The organism is Serratia sp. (in: enterobacteria) (genome assembly GCF_046715635.1).
Classification (GTDB): Bacteria; Pseudomonadota; Gammaproteobacteria; order Enterobacterales; family Enterobacteriaceae; genus Chania.
Window position 1 is genome coordinate 1 of record NZ_JBKJYW010000476.1, and the last position, 6,296, is coordinate 6,296.

Below are 6,296 nucleotides of genomic sequence, written 5' to 3' on the forward strand. Positions count from 1 at the left end.
TGGTGGTGATCAGCGGCAGGAAAATCCCCAGCAGGCGATACAGCGCTGGGCTGGTTTTGCGCACCACCATTTCGGTGAATTGCACCACAACTGCGATCACCAAAATGAAAGACAGCGTGCGCAGATACACCAGATCCAGCGGGATCAGGATAAAGCTGTTGATCAGCCAGGCACAAATTGAAGCCAGCGTCATAACGAAAGTGGTGGCCATGCCCATGCCGATGGCACTTTCCAGTTTCTTGGAAACGCCCATAAAGGGGCACAGGCCCAGGAATTTCACCAGGACAAAGTTGTTCACCAGTACGGTGCCAACAAACAAGAGCAGGTATTCGGTCATTGCAATGCCTAAAAAAATAAAAGCCGCCTATTATCGGTAATCGGCGGCGTAACGACAACATACTAATCGCAAGGGTATTGCGCTTTTTTGCCCATTTTGCTGAAAATTTACTCGGCAGGGCGATCAAATCGTGCCTTACCGCGGTTACTTCTCGGTGAAGGTGCCTTTCACGCGCTGGGAACGCTTAAAATAGGGTACCAGCAGGGCGGCCATCACCAACGGCCATAGCAGGCTACGCACTGCCAGTTCATCGGGCACTGGGGCAAAGGCGAATGCCTTGATCGCCAATAGCACGGTGATCAGCAGCCAGACCAGGAACAACTTCGGAAAACGTTGTGAACGCTGGCAGAACAGCCACAGCAGGTATAGCGTAAAGCACCACATCACCAGCGTGGTAAGCACCGACAAATACCACTGTGTGGAGAAAGCCTGAGCATTGGTGCTCAGATACTCGCGTGATTCCGGCATAAAAATGGCCATACCGTACAGGGCCAGCATCAGGCTGGCACTGAGCAGGGTAACGATCAGATAGGCCATTGGGGCTAGCAGCCAACCGCCAATGCGCGAGTATTCAGCTTGGGTCATACGAGATCCTGAGTGGTATTCCAACGAAGTAAGCGGCATAGCTTACTCAAATATGCGCCATTGCGCGAGGAGAAGGCGGCACCAACGGCAAAATGCCAGTCAGATTTCGCTGACTGGCATGACACGGTTTACAAACCTCAACCGGTGTTCACCGTAGGGGCGCTGCATGCTGCGCCCGTTTAGCCGTTGTTAACGTTCCGCACCGTTGCTGGCGATCAGTTTCTGGTACCAGAAGAAGCTCTTCTTACGCTGGCGCGCCAGATCCTTGTTGTGGTCAACGTAGATAAAGCCGTACTGCTTCTGGAAGCCGTTGAGCCAGCTCAGCAGATCGATAAACGACCACGGATAATAGCCACGCACGTCGGCACCCTGTTTGATGGCGTCTTCAATGGCGCCAATGTGCTGGCGCAGATAGTCGATACGAGCGTCATCCACCACTTCACCATCGATAATCGGATCTTTGGCACCCAGGCCATTCTCGGTGATGTAGATAGGAATATCGCCGTAACGTGCCTTGATATTCATGATGCCTTCGGTGAGGCCCTGCGGATAAATCTCCCAGTCCCAATCGGTATACACGCCGTTCGGGTTGCGGACGAATTTGAACAGCCCTTTAAAGCCGAATTCGTTACCCTGCTGGTGGCCGCTGCCTTTCTCACCGGTGGTGTTGATGGTCAGATGTGACTCTTGATTATTGGCCGCGATGGTTTCACGCTTGTAGTAGTTCAGGCCAATAAAATCACAGATATTGTCGCGCAGCAGTTGCTCATCACCAGGTGCGAATTGCGGCACGCCCCACAGCGCCTGAGTCTGCGCCAGCAGTTCGGCCGGATATTCCCCTTTCAGCACCGGATCGTACAGCCAATGGGTAAAGATCCCTTCGGCCAACTGATAGGCCGCCAGGTCTTCAGCAGACTGGCTGAGCGGGGTGTGGGTTTGCAACACGTTGACGAAGCCGATTTGGCCGTCAATGCCGCTGGTGCGGAATGCAGCCACCGCTTTAGCGTGGGCTACAAATACGTGGTGGCAGGCCTGGATCGCCCGCGCCGGGTTCTGTACGCCCGGTGGGTGGCCGCCGGTGATGTAACCGAAACCGATAAAGCACACGGTTTCATTGAAGGTAGACCACAGTTTGACGCGATCGCCGTAACGCTGATAACACAGGCGGGCATACTCTTCAAAAGCCTCCGCAGTGCTACGTGCTTCCCAACCGCCTTCATCTTGCAATGCCTGCGGCAGATCCCAGTGGTACAGGGTGATCATCGGCTCAATGTTGTGTTCCAACAGGGCATCGATCAGATCGCTGTAGAATTTGACCCCGGCCTCATTGATGGTGCCTCGGCCTTGTGGCAGCAGGCGCGGCCAGGAGATAGAGAACCGGTAGCTCTGCATCCCCATTTCGGCCATCAGCGCCACGTCCTCACGGAAGCGGTGATAGTGATCGACGGCAACGTCGCCGTTAGTGCCTTGGTAAGTGGTACCTGGCAGGTGGGAGAAGGTATCCCAGATGGATGGGCCCTTGCCATCGGCATCGTGTGCGCCTTCAACCTGATACGCCGCGCTGGCCGCGCCCCAGAGGAACTCTTTCGGGAAAGCAGACATAACTATTCTCTCCATATGTTAAATATTGAGTCTAGTTTAGGTCGAGTCGAAACGAGTTTGCAACCGGTTTCTGAAACCGGTTGCAGTTTTTGCTGGCGCGTTTAGCGGCGGTTGATTTGGTAGTAAGTTTCATTCCAGCGGATTTCGTTCTTGAACGCTGGCAGGGTGGTGTCGTTATCGATCAGCAGGAATTCAATGTTATGCATCTCGGCATACAGGCGCAGGTAATCGGCGTTCAGTGACTGCGAGAACACCGTGTGGTGCGCGCCACCTGCCAGGATCCAGGCTTCCGCCGCCGTAGCCAGGGAAGGCTGAGCGCGCCAGATCGCTCGCGCCACTGGCAGCTTAGGTAACGGTTTAGGCTGTTCGATGGCATCCACCTGATTGACCAGCAGGCGGAAGCGATCGCCCATATCGATCAGGCTGGCGTTCACCGCCGGGCCTGCCGGGGTAGAGAAGATCAGCCGGGCAGGGTCGGCCTTGCCGCCAATGCCCAGATATTGAATATCCAGCAATGGCTTGTGCTCTTTGGCGATGGAAGGGCAGACTTCCAGCATATGGGACCCCACCACCAGATCGTTGCCCGGCTGGAAGTTGTAGGTGTAATCCTCCATAAACGAAGTGCCGCCGTTTAAGCCGCTGCCCATCACTTTCATAATGCGCAGCAGGGCCGCGGTTTTCCAGTCACCCTCACCGGCAAAGCCGTAGCCTTGCTGCATCAGGCGCTGCACCGCTAAACCTGGCAACTGCTTCATGCCGTGCAGCGTTTCAAAGTTGGTGGTGAAGGCGTGGAACTTGCCCTGTTCGAGGAAACGTTTCATGCCCAGTTCGATAGCGGCGGCATCGATCAGGTTCTGCCGTTTGGCACCGTTTACTTTTGCCACGTCGCTCAGCTCATAGCTGGCTTCGTACTCTTCGATCAGAGCATCGATATCGCCCTTGCTCACTTCATCGATCACGCTGACCAAATCGCCGATACCGTAAGCATCGACGGAGTAGCCAAACTGGATCTGCGCGGCCACTTTATCGCCATCGGTCACGGCGACCTGGCGCATGTTGTCACCAAAACGCGCCACCTTCAGCTGTTGGCTTTCCTGTTTGGCGCAGGCAACACGCATCCATTGAGCGATACGTTCTTGAGCATTTTTGTCTTGCCAGTGGCCCGCAATAACGCTGTGTTGCTGGCGCATACGGGCACCGATAAACCCGAACTCACGGCCACCGTGGGCGGTTTGGTTCAGGTTCATAAAGTCCATATCCATGCTGTCCCAAGGAACCTCGGCATTAAATTGGGTATGGAACTGGAGCAGCGGTTTATCGAGGATCGACAGGCCGGCAATCCACATTTTGGCCGGTGAGAAGGTGTGCAGCCAGGTGATGATGCCGACACAGTCCTGATGATAATTGGCATCACGGCAGACGGTGGTGATTTCGTCCGGCGTGGTGACCAGCGGTTTCAATACCATCTTCACTGGCAAACCTGCGTCACGATTCAGGCTGTTCACGACCTGCTCGGCATTTTCCATCACCTGTTGCAAGGTTTTAGGGCCATAGAGATGTTGGCTGCCGATCACGAACCACACTTCACGTTGTTTAAAGATGTTCATCGAAAACTCCTGAATCTAGAGGTTTTATTGAGCCGAGGATGTCCTCCCAGCGTATTAATCTTTGGCAGCTACGGCAAAGCGTGGCTCAGCGGCGTGGCACCACTGCTGGTAGCGTTCATAAAGTTGTTGATAGCGCGCGACGTTAGCGGGATCGGGCTGCAAAGTACGTTCAATACTGCAAGCCATATGCTGCTGAGCTTGCGGAACGTCGCTGAAATGCCCGGCGGCCACGGCGGCGAAGATGGCCGCACCCAGCGCGCAGCATTGGTCGGAGGCGACAATCTGTAGCGGGCGATCCATCACATCGGCACAAACCTGCATAATCACCGGTGACTTGCGGGCAATGCCGCCTAAAGCCAGCACGTTATCGACGGGAATATCCTGCTGTTCGAAGCATTCCATGATGGCGCGAGCGCCAAATGCCGTCGCGGCAATAAAGCCACCAAACAGCGTGGGCGCATCGGTGCCGAGGTTGAGATCGGTGATCACCCCTTTCAGGCGCTGGTTGGCGTAGGGGGTGCGGCGGCCATTGAACCAGTCCAGCACTACTGGCAGATGGTCCAGCGAAGGGTTTTTAGCCCAGGCAGCGGTCAGGGCGGCCAGCATGTCGTGCTCGATTTGTTGCAGTTGCGCCTGGAGTTGCGGTTGCGTTTTGGCGGCCTCACGCAGTGGCCAGCTCAGCAGGCGGCTGAACCAGGCGTACATATCGCCAAAAGCGGACTGCCCGGCCTCCATCCCGATGGTTTGCGGTACCACGCTGCCGTCCACCTGGCCGCAGATACCGCTAATGGCGCGATCGCCCACGCGTTCACGATCGGCGATCAGAATGTCGCAGGTTGAGGTGCCAATCACTTTCACCAGCGTATAAGGCTGTGCACCGGCTCCCACGGCCCCCATGTGACAGTCAAAGGCGCCACCGGACAGCACCACGTTTTCTGACAGCCCAAGCCGCGCGGCCCACTCTTTGGTCAGCGTCCCCACCGGTAAATCGGCAGTGTAGGAACCGTTGAACAGCGGATAGGGCAGATCTTCTACCAGCAACGGATCCAGGGCCGCAAAGAAGGCTTTAGGGGGCAAACCGTCCCAGTCTGGGTGCCACAGCGTTTTATGCCCAACGCTGCAACGACCACGCTTTAACCGATCCGGTGCGGTAGTGCCAGCAAGCAGCGCCGGTACCCAGTCGCACAGCTCTACCCAAGAAGCGGCGGCGTGACGTACCGCCTCATCCTGGCGTGAAACGTGCAGGATCTTGGCCCAAAACCACTCAGAGGAGTAAACGCCGCCGATGTAACGCGAATAATCGGGGAAATCGCCACGGCGGCACAGTTGGTTAATCTCCTCGGCTTCCTCGATGGCGGTGTGGTCTTTCCACAGGACAAACATGGCGTTGGGATTGCTGGCAAACTCCGGCCGTAACGCCAGCACGTCGCCATGTTCATCAATCGGGGCGGGAGTGGAGCCGGTGGAATCCACCCCAATCCCAACCACGGCCTGCCGCTGTTCGTGGCTCATGCGCTGCACCACGGCGACGACGGCTTGCTCCATGGCTTCGATATAGTCGAGTGGATGGTGGCGGAACTGGTTCTGCGCAGCGTTACAGAAGTCACCCCGCTGCCAGCGAGGGTAGTAGACCACCTCGGTATCCAGTTCGTTGCCGTTTTGACAGTCGACAGCCAGTACCCGCACTGAATCGCTGCCGAAGTCTAATCCCAGGGCAATAGCACCTGCCGTCATGATGCTGACTCCTTACTTGTTAGATTGAGATTAACGATAGGAGCGGGACGGGGAGGCAGGTGAGGAATCATTGGCTGGAAGTATGCACTTTTCTGCTTGCTGCAGTGATTTTGTGATGGGGTTCAAAAGTTATCACTTGGTTAAATTTGCTAAATGTATGCACATATCTGCTGTTATCTCGGGATGTGATAGCGCTCTACATTTAACTAACAAATACCGGCTAAAACTGTTTGCGTCTTACCTGAGTCGACGGCGAGAAGCGAGATACAAGGCCATTGTCGTGACAGGATCTCATAATGATAACGTTTTCACGGTAGCCCGGTTTTCCTACCGATGAAAGCAAAACAGCGGAGAGTACCATGCATAAATTCACTAAGGCGTTGGCAGTGATCGGTCCGACGGCGGTTATGTCACATTCAGCTGTCGCAGAG

General features: G+C 55.6%; 5 protein-coding genes. All 5 read right to left on the minus strand.

What is annotated here, in order from left to right; translation table 11 throughout:
• Positions 1-337: Rnf-Nqr domain containing protein (locus ACLQ7H_RS24460; RefSeq protein WP_411754910.1), on the minus strand; the 337-nt coding region annotated here is incomplete at its 3' end.
• A gap of 144 nt (positions 338-481) precedes the next feature.
• Positions 482-922: a DUF2569 domain-containing protein gene (locus ACLQ7H_RS24465; RefSeq protein ID WP_021178055.1), complete on the minus strand. Its 441-nt coding sequence runs from the start codon at positions 920-922 to the stop codon at positions 482-484.
• A 189-nt stretch (positions 923-1,111) separates the two neighbouring features.
• A complete protein-coding gene (locus tag ACLQ7H_RS24470) occupies positions 1,112-2,524 on the minus strand; it encodes a glycoside hydrolase family 1 protein (protein ID WP_411754911.1) in 1,413 nt (470 codons plus the stop codon).
• 101 nt (positions 2,525-2,625) lie between these two features.
• Entirely contained in the window at positions 2,626-4,131 is a 1,506-nt protein-coding gene (araA, locus tag ACLQ7H_RS24475; protein ID WP_411754912.1) for an L-arabinose isomerase, read from the minus strand.
• Between the two features lie 54 nt (positions 4,132-4,185).
• Entirely contained in the window at positions 4,186-5,865 is a 1,680-nt protein-coding gene (locus ACLQ7H_RS24480) for a ribulokinase (protein WP_411754913.1), read from the minus strand.
• Positions 5,866-6,296: the final 431 nt, after the last annotated feature.

Excerpts from the sequence above, each read along its gene's own strand:
- ACLQ7H_RS24465 (WP_021178055.1), bottom strand. The coding sequence starts at position 922 with ATGACCCAAGCTGAATACTCGCGCATTGGCGGTTGGCTGCTAGCCCCA.
- ACLQ7H_RS24470 (WP_411754911.1), bottom strand. The coding sequence starts at position 2,524 with ATGTCTGCTTTCCCGAAAGAGTTCCTCTGGGGCGCGGCCAGCGCGGCG.
- araA (WP_411754912.1), bottom strand. The coding sequence starts at position 4,131 with ATGAACATCTTTAAACAACGTGAAGTGTGGTTCGTGATCGGCAGCCAA.
- ACLQ7H_RS24480 (WP_411754913.1), bottom strand. The coding sequence starts at position 5,865 with ATGACGGCAGGTGCTATTGCCCTGGGATTAGACTTCGGCAGCGATTCA.